The organism is Sulfitobacter sp. JL08, assembly GCF_003352045.1.
GTDB lineage: Bacteria > Pseudomonadota > Alphaproteobacteria > Rhodobacterales > Rhodobacteraceae > JL08.
Window position 1 is genome coordinate 54316 of the sequence record NZ_CP025815.1, and the last position, 20290, is coordinate 74605.

At 58.6% G+C, this 20290-nt stretch carries 20 protein-coding genes and 1 tRNA gene; 6 read left to right on the forward strand and 15 right to left on the reverse strand.

Translation table 11 applies throughout. The features are described 5' to 3' along the window. Window positions 1-38 precede the first annotated feature (38 nt). Genes C1J05_RS00245 through C1J05_RS00265 form a run of 5 tightly spaced genes read right to left on the reverse strand, consistent with a single transcriptional unit; the run spans window position 39 to window position 6376 of the window. Window positions 39-1490: an aldehyde dehydrogenase family protein gene (locus C1J05_RS00245; protein ID WP_114868505.1), complete on the reverse strand. Its 1452-nt coding sequence runs from the start codon at window positions 1488-1490 to the stop codon at window positions 39-41. Beyond that, window positions 1490-3097: an ABC transporter ATP-binding protein gene (locus tag C1J05_RS00250; protein ID WP_114868506.1), complete on the reverse strand. Its 1608-nt coding sequence runs from the start codon at window positions 3095-3097 to the stop codon at window positions 1490-1492. The genes C1J05_RS00245 and C1J05_RS00250 overlap by 1 nt, the downstream gene beginning before the upstream one ends. Further along, entirely contained in the window at window positions 3094-3915 is an 822-nt protein-coding gene (locus C1J05_RS00255; protein ID WP_254684672.1) for an ABC transporter permease, read from the reverse strand. Before C1J05_RS00255 ends, C1J05_RS00250 begins: the two co-directional genes overlap by 4 nt. After that, window positions 3912-4859, reverse strand: a complete 948-nt coding sequence (locus C1J05_RS00260) for an ABC transporter permease (RefSeq protein ID WP_114868507.1) — start codon at window positions 4857-4859, stop codon at window positions 3912-3914. The genes C1J05_RS00255 and C1J05_RS00260 overlap by 4 nt, the downstream gene beginning before the upstream one ends. A 41-nt stretch (window positions 4860-4900) precedes the next feature. Continuing rightward, the gene (locus C1J05_RS00265) at window positions 4901-6376 is read right to left on the reverse strand and encodes an ABC transporter substrate-binding protein (RefSeq protein ID WP_114868508.1); all 1476 of its coding nucleotides are present in this window, start codon (window positions 6374-6376) and stop codon (window positions 4901-4903) included. A gap of 170 nt (window positions 6377-6546) precedes the next feature. On the opposite strand from C1J05_RS00265, the gene panB reads away from it, so the two are divergent. Both panB and panC read left to right on the forward strand, forming a co-directional pair. Continuing rightward, window positions 6547-7386 carry a 3-methyl-2-oxobutanoate hydroxymethyltransferase gene (panB, locus tag C1J05_RS00270; protein WP_114868509.1) on the forward strand — a complete coding sequence of 280 codons (840 nt, stop codon included), beginning with the start codon at window positions 6547-6549 and terminating at the stop codon, window positions 7384-7386. Continuing rightward, the gene (panC, locus tag C1J05_RS00275; RefSeq protein WP_114868510.1) at window positions 7383-8237 is read left to right on the forward strand and encodes a pantoate--beta-alanine ligase; all 855 of its coding nucleotides are present in this window, start codon (window positions 7383-7385) and stop codon (window positions 8235-8237) included. Before panB ends, panC begins: the two co-directional genes overlap by 4 nt. A gap of 3 nt (window positions 8238-8240) precedes the next feature. Here the strand turns inward: panC and C1J05_RS00280 are convergent, their stop codons facing one another. From C1J05_RS00280 to C1J05_RS21205, 10 genes are all read right to left on the reverse strand, one after another. Further along, a complete protein-coding gene (locus C1J05_RS00280; protein WP_114868511.1) occupies window positions 8241-9524 on the reverse strand; it encodes an acetylornithine deacetylase/succinyl-diaminopimelate desuccinylase family protein in 1284 nt (427 codons plus the stop codon). A 95-nt stretch (window positions 9525-9619) separates the two neighbouring features. After that, complete coding sequence (locus tag C1J05_RS00285) at window positions 9620-10780, reverse strand: CaiB/BaiF CoA transferase family protein (RefSeq protein WP_114868512.1); 1161 nt, start codon at window positions 10778-10780, stop codon at window positions 9620-9622. Window positions 10781-10809: 29 nt separating this feature from the next. Beyond that, window positions 10810-10886: transfer RNA gene (locus tag C1J05_RS00290), tRNA-Pro, on the reverse strand. Between the two features lie 98 nt (window positions 10887-10984). Next, window positions 10985-12094 (reverse strand): 3-isopropylmalate dehydrogenase, encoded by a 1110-nt coding sequence (leuB, locus tag C1J05_RS00295; protein WP_114868513.1) that lies wholly within the window; start codon window positions 12092-12094, stop codon window positions 10985-10987. A 109-nt stretch (window positions 12095-12203) separates the two neighbouring features. Beyond that, a complete protein-coding gene (locus C1J05_RS00300; protein WP_205389333.1) occupies window positions 12204-13259 on the reverse strand; it encodes an endonuclease/exonuclease/phosphatase family protein in 1056 nt (351 codons plus the stop codon). A gap of 20 nt (window positions 13260-13279) precedes the next feature. Continuing rightward, entirely contained in the window at window positions 13280-14113 is an 834-nt protein-coding gene (locus tag C1J05_RS00305; protein ID WP_162797865.1) for a hypothetical protein, read from the reverse strand. A 324-nt stretch (window positions 14114-14437) separates the two neighbouring features. Beyond that, window positions 14438-15043 (reverse strand): 3-isopropylmalate dehydratase small subunit, encoded by a 606-nt coding sequence (gene leuD / locus C1J05_RS00310; RefSeq protein ID WP_114868515.1) that lies wholly within the window; start codon window positions 15041-15043, stop codon window positions 14438-14440. A gap of 48 nt (window positions 15044-15091) precedes the next feature. Continuing rightward, window positions 15092-15646 (reverse strand): HdeD family acid-resistance protein, encoded by a 555-nt coding sequence (locus tag C1J05_RS00315; protein WP_114868516.1) that lies wholly within the window; start codon window positions 15644-15646, stop codon window positions 15092-15094. 37 nt (window positions 15647-15683) lie between these two features. After that, entirely contained in the window at window positions 15684-17087 is a 1404-nt protein-coding gene (gene leuC / locus C1J05_RS00320) for a 3-isopropylmalate dehydratase large subunit (protein ID WP_114868517.1), read from the reverse strand. Between the two features lie 53 nt (window positions 17088-17140). After that, window positions 17141-17242, reverse strand: coding sequence for an isopropylmalate isomerase (locus C1J05_RS21205; RefSeq protein WP_205389014.1), 102 nt, complete (start codon window positions 17240-17242; stop codon window positions 17141-17143). A gap of 93 nt (window positions 17243-17335) precedes the next feature. On the opposite strand from C1J05_RS21205, the gene C1J05_RS21210 reads away from it, so the two are divergent. The 4 genes from C1J05_RS21210 to rsfS all read left to right on the forward strand — a co-directional run bounded on the left by C1J05_RS21210 (window position 17336) and on the right by rsfS (window position 20287). Beyond that, window positions 17336-17497, forward strand: a complete 162-nt coding sequence (locus tag C1J05_RS21210) for a hypothetical protein (protein WP_162797866.1) — start codon at window positions 17336-17338, stop codon at window positions 17495-17497. A 77-nt stretch (window positions 17498-17574) separates the two neighbouring features. Further along, complete coding sequence (locus C1J05_RS00325; RefSeq protein ID WP_114872012.1) at window positions 17575-18936, forward strand: mechanosensitive ion channel family protein; 1362 nt, start codon at window positions 17575-17577, stop codon at window positions 18934-18936. Between the two features lie 59 nt (window positions 18937-18995). Next, window positions 18996-19727 carry a hypothetical protein gene (locus tag C1J05_RS00330; RefSeq protein WP_114868518.1) on the forward strand — a complete coding sequence of 244 codons (732 nt, stop codon included), beginning with the start codon at window positions 18996-18998 and terminating at the stop codon, window positions 19725-19727. 197 nt (window positions 19728-19924) lie between these two features. After that, window positions 19925-20287: a ribosome silencing factor gene (rsfS, locus tag C1J05_RS00335; protein ID WP_114868519.1), complete on the forward strand. Its 363-nt coding sequence runs from the start codon at window positions 19925-19927 to the stop codon at window positions 20285-20287. Window positions 20288-20290 lie beyond the last annotated feature (3 nt).

The window sequence follows — 20290 nt, forward strand, 5'->3', positions numbered from 1 at the left end:
CCGGGATCGGTGCGTGGCGTGATCTGCCGCGCACCGTTTTATCCGTGATAGGCCGCCACTGTTTTCAGTTGCGAAAACCCGTAAAGCGCCTCGAACCCCTTTTCACGACCATGCCCTGATTTGCCGACACCGCCGAACGGCAGTTCAACCCCGCCCCCTGCACCATAATTGTTGATGAACACCTGTCCCGAACGGATCGCCTTGGCCAGCCGCATCTGGCGCGCGCCGTTGCCTGTCCAGATGCTGGCGACCAGTCCGTAATCGGTGCTGTTGGCGATACGGATGGCATCTTCTTCCGTGTCAAACGGGATGATCACCTGTACCGGCCCGAATATTTCATCGCGTGCCAGCGGATGATCGGCAGGGACGCCGGCAAAGAGGGTCGGCAAAACATACGCACCCGTATTGACAGCCTCGTCACCCAATACACCCTGTGCCGCGACTTCCAGATCGGCCCCTTTGCCCAAAAATCCTTGTATGATGTCTTTCTGGCGTTGCGAAATGACGGGCCCGACACGCAGGTCGCTTAACGCAGGCCCGACTGTCAGCGCGCCATAAGCCTCTGACATACGGTGCCGTATGTTATCATAGACATCACGCTGAACCAATATGCGCGAAGATGCGGAACAGGTTTGCCCCGCATTCTGGATGCCCGCATTCACCAGATAGGGTAGGGCCGCATCCAGATCGGCATCGTCGAACACAAGCTGGGGGGATTTCCCGCCAAGCTCCAATGTGACCGGAACAACATTGCGCCCCGCCGCTTGCTGAACCAGCGCGCCGGTTGCGACCGATCCGGTAAAGCTGACGTGCTGCACACCAGGATGCGCTGTCAGGGCGGCACCCGCCTCTGCCCCGATACCGGGCACCACGTTCAACGCCCCGTCCGGCAGCCCCGCATCCTGTGCGATATGGGCAAAGGCCAGCGCGGTCAGGCATGCCTCTTCCGCCGGTTTCAAAACGGCCGCGTTGCCCATCGCCAGCGCGGCGCCGACAGAGCGCCCGATAATCTGCATCGGATAATTCCAGGGCACGATATGGCCCGTCACCCCGTGCGGTTCGCGCAGGGTGTAAACGGTGTAACCCTCCAGATACGGGATGGTCTGGCCATGTACCTTGTCCGCTGCACCGCCGTAGAATTCCAGATAGCGGGCCAGCGCCACTGCATCGGCGCGCGCCTGTGTCAGCGGCTTACCGACATCCTGTGCTTCCAGCAGCGCCAGATCATCAACCCGCTCCAGAACCAGCTGGCCCATCCTTGTCAGAATCCGGCCACGCTCCAGCGCGCTCATCCTGCCCCAATCGCCTTGCAACGCGTTTTGGGCCGCCCCCACAGCAGCATCGATATCTGCCGCCTCGCCACGTGCGATGTTACACAGTACCGATCCATCCGAAGGGTTGATCAGCGCAAGTGTCCGCCCACCGACAGGGGCACACCATGATCCCCCGATCAGGCAGAGTTCGGGATCAAACCAAAGACCTTGGGGCATCAGACAGGTTCCTTTTTCAGGGCATTCAGGTCGGGCAGTCGGGGCGCTGCCGCAATCAGCGACTGGGTATAGGGATGTTGCGGATTTGAAAAGACGGACGCGGTATCCCCCTGTTCGACGATTTCACCCGCTTTCATAACAAGCACCCTGTCAGTAATGTTGCGTACGACACCCAGATCGTGGCTGATGAACATATAGCTCAGCGGATAGACGTCACACAGTGCGGCCAGCAGATCAAGGATCTGCGCCCTGACAGAAACATCCAGCGCCGAAACGGCCTCGTCAAACAGAATAAGATCGGGGCGGATGATCAGCGCGCGGGCGATTGCGATGCGCTGGCGTTGCCCGCCAGAGAATTCGTGGATGTATTTGTCGGAGTCTTCCGGGCGTAACCTGACCGCTGTTAATGCTTCGTCCACAGCATTTTGGCGTTCCTTGCCGCGTGGCGGGTTTTCCAACAGATGAAAAGGTTCGGTGATCAACCTTTCAACGCGGTGGCGCGGGTTGAAGCTGCCGTAAGGATCCTGAAACACGACCTGCATGCGCCGCCGCACATCAGAATTGGGGTTATTGCCGGAAAACACAGGCATTCCATTCAGCAAAATCCGCCCTTCTTGCACATTTTCCAGCCCAAGGATCGCCCGCGTAAGGGTGGATTTACCGCATCCGCTTTCGCCGACCAGCCCAAGGCGTTCGCCTTTGTGCAGAGTGAAACTCACAGAATTCACTGCACGAAACACAGCCGGAGCGGCGAACAACCGCACACGTGGTAACGGATAATCGCGGCTGACCCGCTCTACCGTCAGCAACGGTTCAGGGGTGGGAGCAGTCGGCAGAACTACGTGATGACCGGACGCTTCAAACAGCATTCTGGTATAGGGATGCTGCATATTGGTTAGTAAGTAGTGGGTGTCGCCCTGTTCGACGATGCGGCCCTGACGCATCACGACGATCTTGTCCGCGATGTCGGCCACCACCGCCAGGTCATGGGTGATTAGCAGCAACCCCATGCCGAATTCATCCACCAGTTCGCGCAGCAGTGTCAGAATTTGCGCCTGCGTGGTGACATCCAGCGCGGTGGTGGGTTCATCCGCAATCAGCAGTCTGGGGCGCAATGCAATGGCCATCGCAATCACGACGCGCTGCCGTTGTCCGCCGCTTAACTCGTGCGGATAGCGTGACAGCGGAAACCGATCTTCGGGCAGCCCGACACGATCCAGCATTACGCGTGCCCGCTGTCTGGCCTGTGCGCGGGGCATCGCGCCATGGATCAGAATGGTTTCCATCACCTGATCACCGATGGTTTTCACCGGGTTCAGCGCGGTCATCGGCTCCTGAAACACCATGCCGATGTCATTGCCGCGCAATGCGCATAACTCCGGCTCGCTGACTGTTAACAGATCGCGCTGGTTCAGCAGGATTTGGCCGGAGCATTTAGTGCCTTGCGGCAGCAACTGAAGTACTGCCAGCGCAGTCATCGATTTACCCGACCCGCTTTCGCCGGTGATGGCCACGATCTGCCCGGCATCAACACGCAGGTCGATATCATGAAGAATCGGCAGGTTGTGAATGCTGGCCGACAGGTTTGATATGTTCAGCAAAGTCATGACCGCGCCACCCGAATGTGCGGGTCGAGGGTATCGCGCAGCCCGTCGCCCATCAGGTTCAGCCCCAGCACCGTCAGAATGATCGCGCCACCCGGTACGAGCGCCAGATGTGGTGCAAAACTGATCATGGTTTGCGCATCGGCCAGCATCCGCCCCCAACTGGGTGTCGGGGGCTGTGCCCCCAGACCGACATAAGACAGCGCCGCCTCGGCCAGAATCCCCAAGCTGAACTGGATCGTGGATTGCACGATCAAAAGGTTCAGGATGTTGGGCAGGATATGTTCAAATGAAATGCGCGCCGTCGATTTGCCGGCAACCCGCGCCGCCAGAATGAACTCGCGCTCCCACAGCGACAGCGCCGCCCCGCGACTGACACGCGCAAAAACGGGGATATTGAAAATCCCGATAGCGATAATGGCGTTGATGGCGCCCGGCCCGAACACAGCGGTGATCAGAATTGCAATTACCAAGCTGGGAAAGGCAAAGACCAGATCGTTGCCGCGCATGATCACCTCGTCCAGCAACCCGCCTTTGGACGCGGCAGCCAGCAACCCCAGCGGAATGCCTGCTGCCATGCCAATGCCAACGGCCACCAGCGCAACCGCGATCGACGTGCGCGCACCCACCATGATCATCGAAAACACATCACGCCCGAAATGATCGGTGCCGAACCAGTGCGCGGCATCCGGCGCCTTCAGCTTGTTGGCGATTTCAAGCGCGGTGACGTCATAGGGCGTCCAGATAAAGGAGATTAAGGCGGCCAGTGCGAACACAGCCGACAAGGCTGCGCCCACTATCAGGTTTCGGGAACGCATCATGTTCGCGACCTCAGCCGCGGATCGACTGCCGCATAAGCCAGATCAACCAGAAAATTGACCACGATCACCGTGAACACCAGCAACATGACAACGCTTTCCACCACAATCAGGTCGCGCTGGGAAATCGACTGGAACACAAGTCGCCCCAGTCCGGGCAGGAAGAAAACCTGTTCGATGATGATCGCGCCCGCCAGCAGGAACGAAAACTGCAAGCCGATGATCGTCAGCACCGGGATAAGCGCATTGCGCAATGCATGCCGCCACAAAGCCTGTCTTTGGCTTAGGCCCTTGGCACGCGCTGTACGCATGAAATCCTGCGAAATCGTATCCAGCAGGGACGATCGCATGACCCGCGCCAGAATTGCGGCCTGTGGTAATGCCAGTGCGATCGCGGGCAGGGTCAGCGCCTTTAATCCAGTAAACACACCCTGATCCCAGCCCGGAAAACCGCCCGCCGAAAACCAGCGCAACTGGATGGCAAAGATCAGGACCAATATCATGGCAAACCAGAAATTCGGGATGGCAACACCCAGTTGCGTGGCCCCCATCACCGCCATATCACCCGGTCTGCCCCGGCGCGCGGCTGCGTAAATGCCCGCTGGAAACGCGATGAGGGTGGACAGTGTCAGTGCATAAATCGCCAGCGGCAGCGACACCCACAACCGGTCGCCGATCATGTCGGCGACGGGGGTGCGATAGGTATAGGATGTCCCGAAATCGCCACGCAACATGCCGCCGGTCCATTCCAGATAGCGCTGGAATTTGGGCGCATCCAGCCCAAGCTCTGTGCGCAGGGCCGCGACTGTGTCGGGCTGTGCATTCAGGCCCAGCATAAACGCCGCCGGATCGCCGGGCGCCACTTCGATGACGGCGAATATGACGATGCTGGCCACTGTCAGGCTCAGACACAGGGACAGCAGGCGTTTGAGGCAATAGCGCAGCATGATCAAACGCTAGCCTTGGTTTCTGTGCGGGTCCAGTGCGCCTAGTCTGCCCAGCTTACCGCTGTCAGGTCGGTGGCTTGTGTCGGAGCGTTGGCCCACAAACCCTGCACTCCGGCCTTGGCCACAGTCAGTTGCGCTAGCTGGAACAGATAGCCGTTCACATGATCCGCCGCGATCCTGCGTTGCGCATCCTGCATCAGGGCCATGCGTTTTTCAGGGTCTGTGGTGCGGTTCAGCTCTGCCATGACCGCCTGAAAATCTGTGCTGTCATATTGAAAGTAATAGTCCGGATTGGCGTATATCCCGATATCCATCGGTTCCGTATGGCTGACAATTGTCAGCCCGAAATCCTTGCCGCGAAACACCGTTTCCAGCCACTGCGCCCATTCGACATTGATGATCTGCGCCCTGATCCCGACCTGCGCCAATTGTGCTGCGATAATTTCACCGCCGCGTCGCGCATAAGACGGGGGCGGCAAATGCAATGTGGTTTCAAAACCGTCGGTAAAACCGGCCTCGGCCAGCAGCGCGCGGGCCTGATCGGGGTCATATGCGCTGTCCGCGGTCAGATCGACATAGGCGGGATGATGCGGCGCGAAATGGGTGCCGATCGGCGTGCCATAGCCAAACATCGCCCCGTCGATAATGGCCTGCCGGTCAATTGCATGCGACAGGGCGGCACGCACTTGCGGATTATCAAATGGCGGCGTCTTGTTGTTCGTGGACAGGATGGTTTCCCCTTCTGTCGATCCGACCAGAACCTGAAACCGCGGATCGGCTTCGAACTGAGGCAGGTTTTCGGGTGCGGGAAACCCGGTGAACACATCCACATCTTCGGCCATCATGGCGGCAAAGGCGGCTGTTGGATCACTGATGAACTTGAAGGTTGCAGTTTCCAGCAGGGCGGGCGTGCCCCAGTAATCGGGATTGCGGGCGATATCGATCTTGTCCCCCTGCACCCAGTTCACGAACTTGAAGGCACCGGTGCCAACTGGGGCGGTCTTGATGGTTTCAATGCTTTCGGGTGCGACGATCACGGCATCGCCCCAAGCAAGGTTGAACAGCATGCTGCCGTTGGGTTCACCCAGTGACAGTTGCACCGTCAAAGGATCCAGAACCGTGACATCCCTGATGCCTGCATAAAGCGCCTTTTGCGCATTTGTACTGTCTTCGGCGCGTGCACGATCCAGCGAGAATTTTACATCTTCCGCGTCCATCACAGTGCCATCATGGAACGTCACGCCATCCCGTAGCTTGAATGTATAAGTCAAACCGTCTTCTGAAATCTCCCAGCTTTCCGCCAGACCGGGCACCACAGACCCGTCTGCCATAAAACGGGTCAACCCCTCGAACACATTCGAATAAAGAACGGAATCAATCGCCCCCGCCGCCGCGCTTGTCGGGTCCAGATGGGGCGGTTCCAGTTGCATTGCCACAGTGATATTTGTCTGGGCCTGCGCACCGAAACCCGCAGCCAGAAAGACAGCGGCAGCCAGACTTGTTCTTGTTATCGACATTTGTGTTCTCCCGTCCGATGGAACGGCGCAACAGGATGTGGCCCGATCCCTGTGCGAACTCTTCCAACAAAAACGCAGGCAATCAAGGCTGTTGCCGTGCCCTTTACGCTAGATTTTCGTGCACTGCGTTGGTATTTCCCGCACAAAGCTGGTCGGGAAAGGGCCTGAAGATGAGCGCGACCGCGAAAAAAAAGGCCCTGATGCCGCAGGATATCCGTGCCCGAAAAGGTGGCGTTCCGATTGTCAGTCTGACGGCATACACCACCCCGATGGCACAAATGATGGATGCGCATTGTGATTTTGTGCTGGTCGGTGACAGCGTCGGCATGGTGTTGCACGGATTGCCGTCAACGCTGGGCGTCACCATGGACATGATGATCCTGCACGGGCAGGCTGTCGCGCGCGGATTGTCTCGTGCAATGATGGTGATCGACATGCCATTCGGCAGTTACGAACAATCCCCACAGCAGGGTTTTGCCAACGCTGCGCGTCTGATGGCAGAAACCGGTGCCGGCGCGGTCAAGCTTGAGGGTGGGCGCCACATGGCCGATACCATCGCCTTTCTGGTGGCGCGCGGTATTCCGGTGATGGCCCATATTGGCCTGACCCCCCAGTCGATCAATACGCTGGGCGGGTATACGGTACAGGGCCGTGATGCCGGCGCGCAGGCGGTTACAGAGGATGCAAAAGCCGTGGCGCAAGCAGGCGCTTTTGCTGTCGTTCTGGAAAAGGTGCCGGAAAAGCTGGCCGATGCCATCACCGCGCAGGTTGATATTCCAACAATCGGAATCGGGGCATCCGCAGGCTGTGACGGGCAAATACTGGTCGTGGACGACATGCTGGGCCTGTTCACGGCGTTCAAGGCGAAATTTGTGAAACGCTACGCCGATCTGGGCGATGCTGCCGAAGCGGCGATAGCGCAATACGCCAAAGAGGTCCGCGCCCGCAGCTTTCCGGCTGCCGAGCATGTGTTTGCCAATACATCACCCGCACAAAAGGACAGGAAATGACCACGCCGATCCTGCGTACCCTGACCGAACTGCGTGCAGCTACGGCCCGGTGGCGCCGCGCCGGTGAAACCATTGGCGTTGTGCCTACAATGGGCGCGCTGCATGACGGCCACCTGAGCCTGGTGGCCGCCGCCAAGAAAACCTGTGACAGGGTCATAGTCACGATTTTTGTAAACCCCAAGCAGTTCAACGCAGCGTCCGATCTGGACAATTATCCCCGTACCGAAGTGGAAGACGCGCGCAAACTGGAACGTTTTCAGGTGGACGCATTGTATGTGCCAAGCGTTGACCAGATTTACCCCGAAGGGTTCGTTACCAATGTATCGGTGGGCGGGATGACAGATGTGCTGTGCGGCGCGCATCGTGCGGGGCATTTCGACGGTGTCGCCACGGTCGTGACCAAGCTGTTTCTGCAAAGCTCGGCGGATCGGGCGTTCTTTGGCGAAAAGGACTATCAGCAACTGCAGGTCGTGCGCCGTCTGGCCCGTGATCTGGACATTCCGGTCGAGGTGGTGGGATGCCCGACAATCCGGGAGGTGGACGGGTTGGCCATGTCGTCGCGCAATCTGCTGCTGTCGGACCGTGCCCGCGTCAAGGCGGCGCGCCTGCACGAGGTGATGATGAATGTCGCCGAACACCTTGCCCGCGGCGACGCGTTCGCGCCGCTTCAAGCAGATGCGATAGAACGATTGAACAAGGCCGACTTTGGCGAGATTGACTATTTCGAACTTCGGCGCTGTGACAATCTCGGCCTGTTGACCCACGCAACCGCGCCTGCGCGCCTGTTTGCGGCCGCGTGGCTGGCGGGTGTGCGTCTGATCGACAATATCGATGTTCCCGTCGCGCGCTGAGCGCTATCGCACCAACAGACTAACCAGACTGTGTGCCATCACCTTGGCGCTGTCGATCATGTCATCGACCCCAATGTATTCGTCGGGTTTGTGCGCCAGTTCCAGAATCCCGGGACCATAGGCAATGCAGTTCTTCAGCTTGCCGATCCGGTCGATATGCTTTTGATCATAGGTGCCGGGGCTGGCCACATACTTTGGCATTTTGCCCATCACATCGTGAATCGCAGCGGCAACGGTTGCCACGACCGGCGCGTCGCGGTCTGTCATTGATGGCAGAACCGAATTCAGCTCGGTCAGCTCAAAATCGAAATCGGCGCGCGTGGCCCGCAATCCCTCCAGCAGGGCAGTAACCTCGGCACGAACCTGATCCAGCGGTTCTTCGACCAGAAACCGCCGATCGATCACGATGCGGCAACTGTCGGGCACGCAATGGGCGGGCAATCCGGTAAAATCCGCGTCCTGTTCCTTTTGCCCGCCGTGAATGGAATTGATGTTCATGGTCGACTGGCGCGCACCATCGGGCACCACAGGCATTTCGGTACGCCGCGACGCCATCGCCGGAAAAAGTTTGTCTTCGAATTCACGCAGAACCGCCCCCATGTGCCGCACCGCGCAATCGCCCAGAAACGGCATGGAGCCATGCGCTATCTCGCCCTTGGTTTCAATTTCAGCCCACCAGCCACCGCGATGCCCCAGACAGATGCGATCCTTGTTCAGTGGTTCGGGGATGATCACGTGCTGCACCCGGTCGGGGTTGAAAAAACCCTGTTCCGCCAGATAGGCGACACCTCCGTACCCGCCTGATTCTTCGTCCGCCGTGCCTGAAATCTCGATCGCGCCGCAAAAATCGGTATGCAGTTCCAGAAACGCTTCGGCTGCGATTATGGACGCGGCCAGCCCGCCTTTCATGTCACAGGCACCACGCCCGTAAATCCTGCCATCAACCAGATCACCGCCGAACGGGTCCATGCTCCAGCCGTGGCCGACTTCGACCACGTCTGTATGACTGTTGAAATGCACACACTCGCCCTGTTGCGTGCCATCGCGCCGCGCAACGATGTTCCAGCGCGGATAGCGGGTGCTGTCACCGGGTGTGCCGGAGGCGCGGATCAGTTGGATTTCAAAGCCCGATGCAGACAATCGCCTGTCGAGATAATCGCAGATCGCGCGATAGTTTTCACCCGGCGGATTGAGCGTCGGGATGCGGATCAGATCCTGTGTCAGCGCGATCAGGTCATCGCGCCTGGCGTCAATCCGGTCGAACAGGGAAGGGCGGGGGTCAGGCATGCGGCCAGTGTTGGTCAGGCAGGCGCATATGGCAAGCGCTTTGGCATATCTGCCAGTGTCGGTATTTGAGTATTTCCGGACAAATGAAGGGTCAGTCAGGACCAGTGCGCCAGAACCGCGTTCACGCTGGTCTGTCCGGCATCGCCATGTGTGGGCAGATCAGAGGGGGTTGCCGAAAAACGCGGCGCGGGACCCGGTTGCAGAATGCCATCGGTATCGACAAAGGTGGCGCGCGCGACGTTGTGGGGATGGTTCGGTGCCGTGTCCATCGACAGGACAGGGGCGCAACAGGCATCAACCCGTTCCAGAATGTCACGCCATGCATCACGCGGCTTTGTCAGGAAAATGCGGGCCAGTTCAGCCTGCATCGGGCCTTGTGCGTCCGGGGCATACTGATCCGCAAACAAAGGATTTCCGGCGCAACCCAGATGCTCCAGCAGAATCGCGAAAAACTGCGGTTCAATCGGGCCAAGCGCGACATAGCCGCCATCCTGCGTTTCGTAACACCGGTAGTAGGCCGCGCCGCCGTTCAACACATTGCCGCCCCGTTTGGTATCATCCCACAATCCCGCCGCCTTGAGACCGTATTGCAGAACCATCATCAGCGCGGCCCCGTCCGACATACAGGCATCAACGACCTGCCCCTGCCCGGTGCTGCGCGCATGGAGAACGGCCGCCAGAACTCCGGACACCAACATCATGCCGCCGCCAGCCAGATCGGCGATGATATTCTGCGGCGGGGGTGGCGGCAGCCCTTCGGGCCCGATCGACCAGAGCACGCCCGAAATGGCCATATAGGTCAGATCGTGCCCCGCGCGATCAGCGAGCGGGCCATCCTGTCCCCATCCGGTCATGCGCCCGAAAACCAGTGCCGGATTGCGTACCTGCATCGCGTCCGGCCCCAGATCCAGCCGTTCCATCACGCCGGGGCGGAACCCTTCGATCAGAACCTCGGCCCGTTCGATCAGGGCGCAGGCGCTGGCATGATCGTCCGGCGCGCGCAGATCCAGCGTTACGGTTTGGCGCGAACGATCATACAGATTGTGTTTCTGCGCCATTCCGAACAGCGGCTTTTGCCCCGGTCGCGCGATCCGCACTACCTGCGCGCCCATATCCGCCAGCATCATGCACGCAAACGGGGCAGGCCCAAGCCCTGCCATTTCCACCACGCGCAGCCCTTTCAACGGGCCGTTCCGATCCAGCATGTGCGCCCCCTGTTCCAGACAGTAATGATCCGGCCCGCGCGGCGGGGTCAAGTATTGGACCTGTGCGATGAGAAGAAAACTGGTCGGGCTGAGAGGATTCGAACCTCCGACCCCCTGCTCCCGAAGCAGGTGCGCTACCAGGCTGCGCTACAGCCCGACCGTGGCGCCGCACATAAGACAGGGCGCGATGATTGGCAAGATATCAATCACGCCGGCGGTGCGTATCCGTGCATCTCCGGCGTGATTGCAGAACGCTCACAGGCTGGCGTCAAGTGCCGCCAGAATCGCATCGCCCATTTCCGTCGTGCTGGCCGGTTTCGCATCGGTATCGGACTGCATCAGATCGGCGGTGCGTACACCTTGTGTCAGAACGCTTTCAATGGCGGATTCCAGGCGGCTGGCCTCGTCCCCCTGATCAAAGGAATAACGCAAAGCCATGGCAAAGCTGAGGATACATGCGATCGGGTTGGCCAGCCCCTTGCCGGTGATGTCGGGTGCGGACCCGTGCACCGGTTCGTAAAGTGCCTTGGGCCGCCCATTGGCCATCGGTGCGCCGAGCGAGGCAGAGGGCAACATGCCAAGGCTGCCGGTCAGCATGGCGGCCGTATCGGACAGGATATCACCGAACAGATTGTCGGTCAGGATCACGTCGAATTGCTTGGGCCAGCGGCACAGTTGCATCGCGCCGGCGTCAGCGTACATGTGGCTGAGTTCGACATCGCTGTAATCCTTGGCATGGACTTCGGTCACAACGTCGCGCCAGAGAATGCCGCTTTCCATCACGTTTGCCTTTTCCATCGAACAGACCTTGTTCGACCGCCGGCGCGCCAGTTCGAAAGCCGAACGTGCAACGCGGTCGATCTCGGACTCGGTATAGCGCTGGGTGTTGATGCCAACGCGTTCATTGCCTTCCTTGAAGATGCCGCGCGGCTCTCCGAAATAGACGCCTGACGTCAGTTCGCGCACGATCATGATATCCAGCCCGGCGACAACATCGCGTTTCAGCGACGAAAAATCGGCCAGAGCATCAAAGCACTGGGCCGGGCGCAGGTTGGAAAACAGATCCATTTCCTTGCGCAACCGCAACAGTCCGCGCTCGGGCTTTACACTGAAATCCAGCGCGTCATATTTCGGCCCGCCAACCGCGCCCAACAGAACCGCATCCACCTCTTGCGCACGCGCCATCGTGTCGTCATGCAGCGGGGTGCCGTGCGCATCATATGCTGCGCCACCCACAAGATCTTCGCTGACGTCGAATTTCAGGCCACGCTTGTCGCCGTACCAGTCGATCACGCGGGCAACCTGTGCCATGACTTCGGGGCCGATACCGTCACCGGCGAGGATAAGAAGGGAAGGGTTTGTCATCTGTTTTGGCGTCCTTGTCCGAGTTCACCGCCGGACCTATCGCCGTTCCTTGAAAGGGTCAAGAATGGCAGACGCTGGTAGGCGGACGCAGGGGCATCGACCGCCGGGATCAATCCAGTGAAAGATCAACCCAGACGATGCGGTGGCGGCTGGCTGTTGCTACGGATTGCGCCAGTGCGTGCGATGGCAGAGGCCAGAACACGCCGGCATCAAAAACCGTCCAATCGGACGAGGGCAGAACATAATCAACCCGCAGGTTTCCGGGATCGGGATCGTCCCAGTCGGCTGTATCAAGGGCAGGATCACCCGCATGATCCGCATTCGCCAGCATCCGTCCGCCTGCGCCTGCGGGTTGCGGATCCTGAAACCGGGGATCATTCAATAGCCCGCGCATTGCAATGTGGCGCCCGTCGCTGTCCAGCGGATCAAGATTGGCATCGCCCATCAGAACAAACCGCGCCGTTGCGGGCAGGCCAAAAGCACCTTCCAGATAATGCTGCCAGAATTTGATTTCGTCATGGTTGCGGCGGCCGTTCCGGTCTTCTGGCCCGTCAAATACCGGCGGCGCGGCGTGAAAGGCCAGAATGGTCAGGCTCTGCCCGTCGGGCAGCGTGAACGGCACAACCCAATGCCCGGAGGACGACAGCCGTTGCAGCGCCTGCGCCTCGGCACTGGGAAACGCGGTGCCGTCTATTGTGGGCAACAATGCATCCGGCAGGTCACGCCACAGAACATCGGAATAATCCTTTACACCGTTCATCTGTACCGGAAGCCGCGACAGGATCGCCATGCCTCCTGCGCCCGAAAAATCGCCAAATCCCTGCGCGTCGCCCGGCCCGCCGGTAAGGCCATCACCATCCATATCCAGACCGGTCTGTATTCCGCGATTGGGTCGCAGCGCAAAACGAACGGGATAGGGCGCACCTGCCCGGGCCACGATATCGGCAAAGGCGTTCAGCGCCAGCGCGTCCAGATCGTAATCAATACCCTGCAACAGAATGATATCGGCGTCGATATGCGCGATGACCTGTGCAGCAGCGGCGATTTGCGGGTCATCGCCGCGCGCGATATCGCGAAGCAGCAAGCCCGGACCGTCACGACCCAGTTCGGTGTTGAAAGTGGCCACACGCAGCGGATCCGCACGGATCGGCAAAGAGGCGGCCATCAGACAGGCCGCACCTAAAATCAGGCGGGCTGCATGTCTTCCGCATCGGCGTAAGCACGACGACGTTTTTCCTGGATCATCTCGGCGACCCGTCCCATCGCGATGCCGCGCATGATCATACTTGCAGGAAGAAAGGCCCATGCGGTCATTGTCCAGATCAGGGTTTGCGGGCTTTCCAACGTGATCGGATCAATCAGATCAGACGCCGCCTTGACCACCGCAGGAATAAGGAATGGCAGCAAAAAGCCAAGCGCGATGTTCACGCGACTGTCGCGCTGCAACCTTTGCAGGACGTCGCCACCAGCCGTCGGATCGAACAGTGGAAGGTTGATCCAGACGTTGAACGCGCCATTGCGTGCAGGCCAGCCAAGGATACGGACAAGCACCAGAAACAGTGTCATCGCGATCAGAGAAATCAGATAGGCCAGACCGGCGGCAGTGCGCACCGACGCAATGACCGCTTCGGGCGCGTCAGACGGCAGCATCAATACAACCAGACGCACCGGCGAATAGGGAAAATCGATGGCGTTGCCCAGTATCGTTCCGATGGATGTCAGCGCATTGGTCATCGCCGTCGGGTCAGTTTTGCCTTTGCTGATCACAGTCAGGCAGAACACCGTCACAAACAGGGTTACAAAACGCAGCCGGTTAAACGGCGGCGCATCGCGGAATTCGACTATGCTGGGAAAGGTTGAGTTGTACTCTACAAATGTCAGCCCCGCAGCCAGGATCGCGAACAAGGCGATCATCTGCGTTGCATCTGCGGCAACATACGGCAACATCAGCGCTGGCGTTGCAATCACCAAAGCAACAAGAACCGCGCGCATAATTGCGCCTGTTAGTCGTGCTATCACTGTCCGAACCCCTCAAACTGGAAAGGCCGAGTGCTTTTTTGCACCTCGTTTCCACCTTGATTGCGCCAATTGTGGCGACCTGCCTCATTTTTGCCCAATTTTTGCCTTCTTTCGCCACAGTCCTCAAGTCGTGGTTAAAAAGACATAATATTTACGGCGAATTCAGGGAGGAACTGGTGCGACTTTGCATCATTAATGGTGCAAAAATAAGGCGATAGACAACATCTTGTGGTTGAGCCGCAACCACATACAAGCATTGTTCAAAAAAGTGAATAAATGTGGGTCCGGGCCGCTTTTTGATGACGTTCAGCGGCCCGGACGATTCTAGACCCAGGGGCGCTGGGTGCTGGCCTGTGCCTCGAACGTGTCGATGGCGGCGGCCTTGGCCAGTGTCAGGCCGATATCATCCAGACCTTCCATCAGGCAGTGTTTCTTGAAGGCATCCACTTCGAAATGGAACACCTCGCCGTCGGACGTGGTGACAGTCTGCGCTTGCAGATCAATGTCCATCCGCGCGTTTGCACCTTTTTCGGCGTCTTTCATCAGAACATCCACCTGCTCTTGCGGCAGGGCGATGGGCAGAATGCCGTTCTTGAAGCAGTTGTTGTAAAAGATATCTGCAAAGCTGGGCGCGATAACGCAGCGGATGCCGAAATCCTTGATGGCCCATGGCGCATGTTCGCGCGAAGAACCGCAACCGAAATTATCGCCCGCCACCAGAATTTCTGCCTCGCGATATTGCGGTTTGTTCAGTACAAAATCTGCAATTTCGCCGCCATTGTCGTCATAGCGCATTTCATCAAACAGGTTTACGCCCAGGCCGGACCGTTTGATGGTTTTCAGAAACTGTTTCGGGATGATCATATCGGTGTCGATATTGATCAGCGGCATTGGCGCTGCAATGCCCGTCAGGGTGGTGAATTTGTCCATTTACGTGTCTCCGTCAGGGGGCGGGCGAACCACGCCCCCCTGTTTGGGTTACTTGGTGAAACGCTGTTCCAGCTTGTCCCGCACTGCGCCCTTGGCGGTGCGCAAAAAGAAAGCAAGCGCGATCAGGCTGGCACCGTTCATCAGCAGTTCGATTCCCAGCAAAATGCCCAGAAGGCTAAGTGCAAGAGCCGAGAAATTGGCGAAGACATATCCAGCCAGCAGAACGGAAATTCCGCCGGATATCAGCATCATCCAGAAGAATGGCGTTTCGCGCATCTGAAATGCGGTGATCAGACGCGACACACCGCTTGCCCCGAACAGAATGCCAACCAGCAGGGCCAGCGAAATAACGCCTTCCAGAGGATGGAACAGCAACGAGCCGCCCAGCAGGATCATGAGCACGCCCAGTGCGATGCCCAGTACTTTGGCCATCGTGCCTTCTTCGGACAGGCCGGCCCAGATCTGGAAACCACCGGACAAGACGAACATGATGCCGGCCAGCGTGGTCACGGCGATAGAAGCAGCCACAGGATTGGCCAGTACAAAGATACCGAAGGCAACCGAAATGATCCCGAGGATCAGCCATTTAACCCAAATTTTCATCGCGTCGTTCCTTTTTGAATGTTTTGATACTGCATCATTACATCAACTCTCGCACATCTGTCAGCCGTCCTGTGATGGCGGCGGCGGCGGCCATGGCGGGTGACATCAGATGCGTCCGTCCTCCGCGCCCCTGACGGCCTTCGAAATTGCGATTGGATGTCGCCGCACAGCGTTCGCCGGGTGACAATTGATCCGGGTTCATCGCCAGACACATGGAACATCCCGCAAGGCGCCATTCAAAGCCGGCCTCTTTGAAGATATCGGCCAGCCCTTCTTCTTCGGCCTGGGCGCGCACAAGGCCCGATCCGGGAACAACCATTGCCCGCAGACCGTCTTTGATTTTCTTTCCCTTCAGAATTGCGGCAGCGGCGCGCAGATCTTCGATACGGCCATTGGTGCACGACCCGATAAACACGGTATCAATCGCGACCTCGGACAGGGGGGTTCCCGCTGTCAGGCCCATATATTCCAACGAACGTTCAACCGCGCCGACCTTGCCGCCCTTGAAATCAGACGGCGAGGGAACGGATGCGGTGATGGGCAGCACGTCTTCGGGCGATGTGCCCCACGTGACAAGGGGGGCGATATCTTCGCCCTTGATGGTCAAAACCTTGTCCCAATGGGCGTCATCGTCCGAATACAGTGTTTTCCACCATGCCAGCGCGGCTTCCCACTGGGCACCTTTCGGGGCGTGCGGGCGCCCCATGCAGTAATCAAATGTCTTTTGGTCCGGTGCGATCAGTCCGGCACGCGCGCCGCCTTCGATCGCCATGTTGCAGACCGTCATTCGGCCTTCCATGCTCAGGCCGCGGATCGCCTCGCCGCAATATTCGATCACATACCCGGTGCCGCCAGCCGTTCCGGTGGCCCCGATCACAGCCATTGTGATGTCCTTGGCCGTCACACCCGGGCGCAGTTCGCCGGTGATTTCAACCTTCATGTTCTTGGATTTCTTCTGGATCAGGGTTTGCGTGGCCAGAACATGTTCAACCTCGGATGTGCCGATGCCATGGGCCAGCGCACCAAACGCGCCATGCGTCGCTGTGTGGCTGTCGCCGCACACCACTGTCATTCCGGGCAACGTCCATCCCTGTTCCGGCCCGACAATGTGCACAATGCCCTGCCGGATATCGGAAACCGGATAATAATGAATTCCGAAATCCTTGGCGTTCTTGTCCAGAGCCTCGACCTGAATTTTGCTTTCAGGGTTTTCGATGCCTTTGGCACGGTCCAGCGTCGTGGGCACATTGTGATCGGGCACGGCAATGGTCTTGTCCGGCGCGCGAACAGTACGTCCTGCCATACGCAGCCCTTCAAAGGCCTGCGGGCTGGTTACTTCGTGAACCAGATGGCGGTCTATATACAGCAGGCAGGTTCCGTCATCAGCTTCGTGGGCCAGATGCGCATCCCAGATTTTATCGTAAAGTGTCTTGGGGGACATGGGTCCTCTCCCGTATCAAATCATGCAAGGGGTGGTGTCGAAACGAAGCGCGCTCAGGCCCGCGCCCAAACCGTGCGGGTCGCCCCGAAAAAGCGTTCGCGCAGGCGCGCGCGGTCATCCAGATCGAATACCAGTGTCATATCGTTCAGATACATCCGTCGCCCCATTCTATCAAGGGCCGCGTGCCCCTTGTTTTCTGTGCAATGGATGCCAAATAGAGCAATTCGAGCAAGAGCAGGAAGCAAGTGATGTTCAAAACAATCCAACTGGGCCTGATTGGCCTCTTGATTGGGCTTGCCTTTGCAGCGCAGGCGCAGGCCCCGTTGTTTTCGGACGAGTCCCCGGACGCGCTGCAAACCGGTGCGGGCGTGATCCACCAGATCGCCGACCTGTTGCACATTTCCGGCTGATCCTTTTCCGGTCAGGTCAGTGAATGGCTTGATTGCAAGGCCATGGCCGTGCCAACCTGCTACAAAAAGGCAAGGGCATGGAGCCGCAAAGCAATCCTGTTACACCACAGCTTGATGTTCCGATGGACCTCAGTCAGGTTCTGATGCCTGTCTGGATGGACGTCGTTGCCTTTTTTCAGGGTCTGATTACGCCGGGATGGCGGCAAAACCAGCTTCTGATCATTGTTGGCCTGTTTGCGCTGGCCTATCTGCTGAGGATCGTCACCGAACCCATGGTCGAAAATTGGGCGCGCAGCCGTGAAGGTTGGCCCAAATGGCGTTTGCGTACACTGGTTCAGATCCGGCGGCGTCTGGTCCTGATCTATTTCGCGATCGGTGCATGGTTCGTTTTTCTGACAATGCAGCAACTGACATGGCCGTCGCGCAGTTACATGATTGGCCTTGTCGCCACTCTGGTCACAGTCTGGCTGTTCATTGCATTTGCCGCCCGGGTGGTGCGCAACCGTTCACTGCGGCGTTTGCTGATCTGGGGCCTGTGGATTTATGCCACGCTGCATTATCTGGCCGTGACCGACGAAGTGTTCACCTTTCTGGACAGCATCGCCGTAGAATTCGGCAATTTCCGTTTGTCAGTTCTGACGCTGATCACAGCTCTTGTGATCGTGGGCGCGCTGTTCACCGCCGCGCGCATTCTTTCCAACCTGATCGCCGGTTCGATCCGCCGCAACGAAGATATTTCGCCTTCAATGCAGGTTTTGGGCATCAAGGCGGTTCAGGCCGCCCTGTACGCGATCGCGTTTTTTGCCGCAATCGAAGCGGTTGGTTTTGATCTGACCGGGTTGGCCGTGCTGTCGGGTGCCATAGGTGTTGGTATCGGTTTTGGCCTGCAAAAGGTGGTTTCGAACCTTGTATCGGGTGTCATCATCCTGCTGGATAAGTCGATCAAACCGGGCGATGTGATATCGCTGGGCGAAACCTTTGGCTGGATCAACTCGCTGGGCGCGCGTTATGTATCGGTTGTAACCCGCGACGGGCGCGAATACCTGATCCCGAACGAAGACCTGATCACCGGGCAGGTGGTCAACTGGTCCCATTCCAACGAATTTGTCCGCCTGGATATCTATTTCGGCACGTCTTACGGCTGTGACCCGCATGAGGTGCGCAAGATCGCAATCAAGGCGGCAGAAGACGTGCCGCGTGTGTTGATTTCTCCGAACAAGCCTGTGTGCCACATCGTCGGATTTGGCGACAGCAGCGTCGATTATATCCTGCGGTTCTGGATCAGTGACCCGACATCGGGCCTGACGAATGTGCGTGGCAATGTGTATCTGTCGCTCTGGGATGCATTCCAGGCCAATAACATCTCGATCCCGTTCCCCCAACGCGAGGTGCGCTTGCTGGGGGATGATGACAAGGCTGTCGCCAAAGCCTTGGATTAATCCTTGCTTCGCGCCCCGACGGCCCTAACTTGTCGGGTCTGAAAGCGGGCGGAGCCACAATGCGAAACAACATCGTTCTGATTTTGGGAAGTGGCCCGAACGCCGTTCAGGCCAGCCAGTGGGGCGCCGCGCCCCAAGACCGTCACTTTGACCGGATCGTCGCAATCAACAACGCGTGGCAAATTCGCGCCGATTGGGATTTCCTGATCCACCCCGAAGATTTTCCGCCAGAACGCAGGCCCGGCACCCTGCAGCCGACGCAGCAGATCATTACCGCCGATACCTATGTGGCGGCCCAGAATGCATTGGGCGGCTTTGTTTATGCGGGTGGTACAATGGCGTTCACGGCGGCCTATTGGGCGCTGCATACGCTCGCGCCAAAGGTTCTGGCATTTCTGGGCTGTGACATGGTTTATCCTGCCAGCGGCCCCACCCATTTTTATGGCACCGGTACCGCCGATCCGCTGCGCGCCGATGTGACGTTGCAACATCTGCCGTCGAAATCCGCGCGGCTGGCGCTGAAAGCTGCGCAAGCCGGATGTCATTGCGTAAACCTGTCCCGTGACCCATCCCAGTTGCTGTTTCCACGCGCCAGACTGTCCGATCTGGCCGCGCTGTCTGATGCCCCTATCACGCTGGATCAGGCGCTTATCAGCCGGGCGGACGAATGCGAAACCAGCCTCGGCTATTTCGTGCCGTCGGGCCGCTACTGGGAGGATTTTGACCGGCTCAGTGCTCCGGCGCTTGCAAAACTTGATGCCCTGTGGCTTCAGGCATATGGCGCGCGCTGACGGCAGGGCTGCAAATTTGCGACAATCGTCACGTCATTGCGGCGGCGATGCACCACTGCTTCATTGAAATGTCATGATCGGCTTGCTACGTTACCTGTATCCCCAGCGCCGGGGGTCTGTCGGCGCGTTTTAAGGAGGACAATGTCCTGTCAATCCACGCAGACGCGGCCGCTGCCGCGAATACACGGGCCTCTTTGATGGCCGCCCAAGCCCAGCCAAGCAGTGAAGAACTGCTGGCACGCATCCTAACCTTACTTGAAGAAGACAAAGCCGAAGACATCGTGCAGATTGACCTGCGCGGTAAAACGGCCATTGGCGACTTCATGGTTATCTGTTCCGGTCGTTCGACCCGTCAGGTGTCATCCATTGCTGAAAAGCTGGTGAATTCCCTCAAGCAGGAATTTGGCCGGCTTAGCAAGATCGAAGGCAAGGACATCGGCGATTGGGTGCTGATCGATACAGGCGATGTGATTGTGCATGTGTTCCGTCCCGAAGTTCGGGAATTCTATCAGCTGGAAAAAATGTGGATGCCGGCAGCCGCCGCTGCGTCCACCAACTAAGCT

Excerpts from the sequence above, each read along its gene's own strand:
- rsfS (WP_114868519.1), top strand. The coding sequence starts at position 19,925 with ATGGCCGCCCAAGCCCAGCCAAGCAGTGAAGAACTGCTGGCACGCATC.
- leuD (WP_114868515.1), bottom strand. The coding sequence starts at position 15,043 with ATGGACAAATTCACCACCCTGACGGGCATTGCAGCGCCAATGCCGCTG.
- leuC (WP_114868517.1), bottom strand. The coding sequence starts at position 17,087 with ATGTCCCCCAAGACACTTTACGATAAAATCTGGGATGCGCATCTGGCC.
- C1J05_RS00245 (WP_114868505.1), bottom strand. The coding sequence starts at position 1,490 with ATGCCCCAAGGTCTTTGGTTTGATCCCGAACTCTGCCTGATCGGGGGA.
- C1J05_RS00330 (WP_114868518.1), top strand. The coding sequence starts at position 18,996 with ATGCGAAACAACATCGTTCTGATTTTGGGAAGTGGCCCGAACGCCGTT.
- leuB (WP_114868513.1), bottom strand. The coding sequence starts at position 12,094 with ATGACAAACCCTTCCCTTCTTATCCTCGCCGGTGACGGTATCGGCCCC.
- C1J05_RS21210 (WP_162797866.1), top strand. The coding sequence starts at position 17,336 with ATGTTCAAAACAATCCAACTGGGCCTGATTGGCCTCTTGATTGGGCTT.
- panC (WP_114868510.1), top strand. The coding sequence starts at position 7,383 with ATGACCACGCCGATCCTGCGTACCCTGACCGAACTGCGTGCAGCTACG.
- C1J05_RS21205 (WP_205389014.1), bottom strand. The coding sequence starts at position 17,242 with ATGTATCTGAACGATATGACACTGGTATTCGATCTGGATGACCGCGCG.
- C1J05_RS00325 (WP_114872012.1), top strand. The coding sequence starts at position 17,575 with ATGGAGCCGCAAAGCAATCCTGTTACACCACAGCTTGATGTTCCGATG.
- C1J05_RS00250 (WP_114868506.1), bottom strand. The coding sequence starts at position 3,097 with ATGACTTTGCTGAACATATCAAACCTGTCGGCCAGCATTCACAACCTG.
- C1J05_RS00315 (WP_114868516.1), bottom strand. The coding sequence starts at position 15,646 with ATGAAAATTTGGGTTAAATGGCTGATCCTCGGGATCATTTCGGTTGCC.
- C1J05_RS00260 (WP_114868507.1), bottom strand. The coding sequence starts at position 4,859 with ATGCTGCGCTATTGCCTCAAACGCCTGCTGTCCCTGTGTCTGAGCCTG.
- C1J05_RS00255 (WP_254684672.1), bottom strand. The coding sequence starts at position 3,915 with ATGATGCGTTCCCGAAACCTGATAGTGGGCGCAGCCTTGTCGGCTGTG.
- C1J05_RS00280 (WP_114868511.1), bottom strand. The coding sequence starts at position 9,524 with ATGCCTGACCCCCGCCCTTCCCTGTTCGACCGGATTGACGCCAGGCGC.
- C1J05_RS00300 (WP_205389333.1), bottom strand. The coding sequence starts at position 13,259 with ATGGCCGCCTCTTTGCCGATCCGTGCGGATCCGCTGCGTGTGGCCACT.
- C1J05_RS00265 (WP_114868508.1), bottom strand. The coding sequence starts at position 6,376 with ATGTCGATAACAAGAACAAGTCTGGCTGCCGCTGTCTTTCTGGCTGCG.
- panB (WP_114868509.1), top strand. The coding sequence starts at position 6,547 with ATGAGCGCGACCGCGAAAAAAAAGGCCCTGATGCCGCAGGATATCCGT.